Source organism: Micromonospora maritima, from assembly GCF_902825405.1.
Taxonomy (GTDB): domain Bacteria; phylum Actinomycetota; class Actinomycetes; order Mycobacteriales; family Micromonosporaceae; genus Micromonospora; species Micromonospora maritima.
Window position 1 is genome coordinate 1 of the sequence record NZ_CADEAU010000947.1, and the last position, 780, is coordinate 780.

General features: G+C 77.6%; 1 protein-coding gene and 1 riboswitch. The gene reads left to right on the top strand.

The genetic code is table 11. The features are described 5' to 3' along the window. Positions 1-132: 132 nt before the first annotated feature. A riboswitch (SAM riboswitch) is annotated at positions 133-255 on the top strand. A 45-nt stretch (positions 256-300) separates the two neighbouring features. Next, positions 301-780: aminotransferase class V-fold PLP-dependent enzyme (locus HUW36_RS33735; RefSeq protein ID WP_174531686.1), on the top strand; the 480-nt coding region annotated here is incomplete at its 3' end.

Here is a 780-nt window from a genome sequence, read left to right on the forward strand (position 1 = left end):
CACCGGGCGGCGGGGCGGCGGGCGCGGACGGCGGCGGCGGCGCTCCGCCGGGCGGGGTGACGACCATGCGGTCAGCGTAGTCACCCGCGCCCCACTGGTCCGGCCGCATCGCGACGGCTATGCTCCCGATCAGGTCACGAGCGCCAGCGTCAAGCCCCGGCTTGCTGGCCGGCAACCCTCGTCGAGGTTCGCGGTGGGGTGCCCCGGGTGATGACCGGGCCCCGCGCCGATCCGTGCGCTGGGCAAGCGCGGACCCCGTCCCGACACCTCGGGGTCCCCCGGTGACCCGGAGGCTCCGGCATGACGCTCACTCTCGTACCCCCCGCTCCCGTGCTGCCCACGCCGGTGCGGCCCGATCCGCTCGGCGTGCTCGGCGTACCCGGGGAGATCAACCTGGACCACGCCGCCAGCGCGCCGTGCGCGCGAGCCGCGGCCGACGCGGTGGCCGAACTCCTTCCCTGGTACGCGAGCGTGCACCGCGGCGCGGGCGCGCTGTCCCGGCGCTGCACGCTCGCCTACGAACGGGCGCGGCAGGCCGTGGCGGACTTCGTCGGCGCCCGCCCCGACGACCACGTGATCTTCACCCGGAACACCACCGACGCGGTGAACCTGCTGGCCCGGGCGCTTCCCGCCGGCACCACGGTGGTCACGTTCGGCGGCGAGCACCACGCGAACCTGCTCCCCTGGCCGCGCGGCTCGGTGCGGCTGCCGGTCCCGGACAGCCCGGCCGGCGCGGTCCGGTCCCTCGCCGCGGCGCTCGGCGAGCTGGCCCGCGACGCC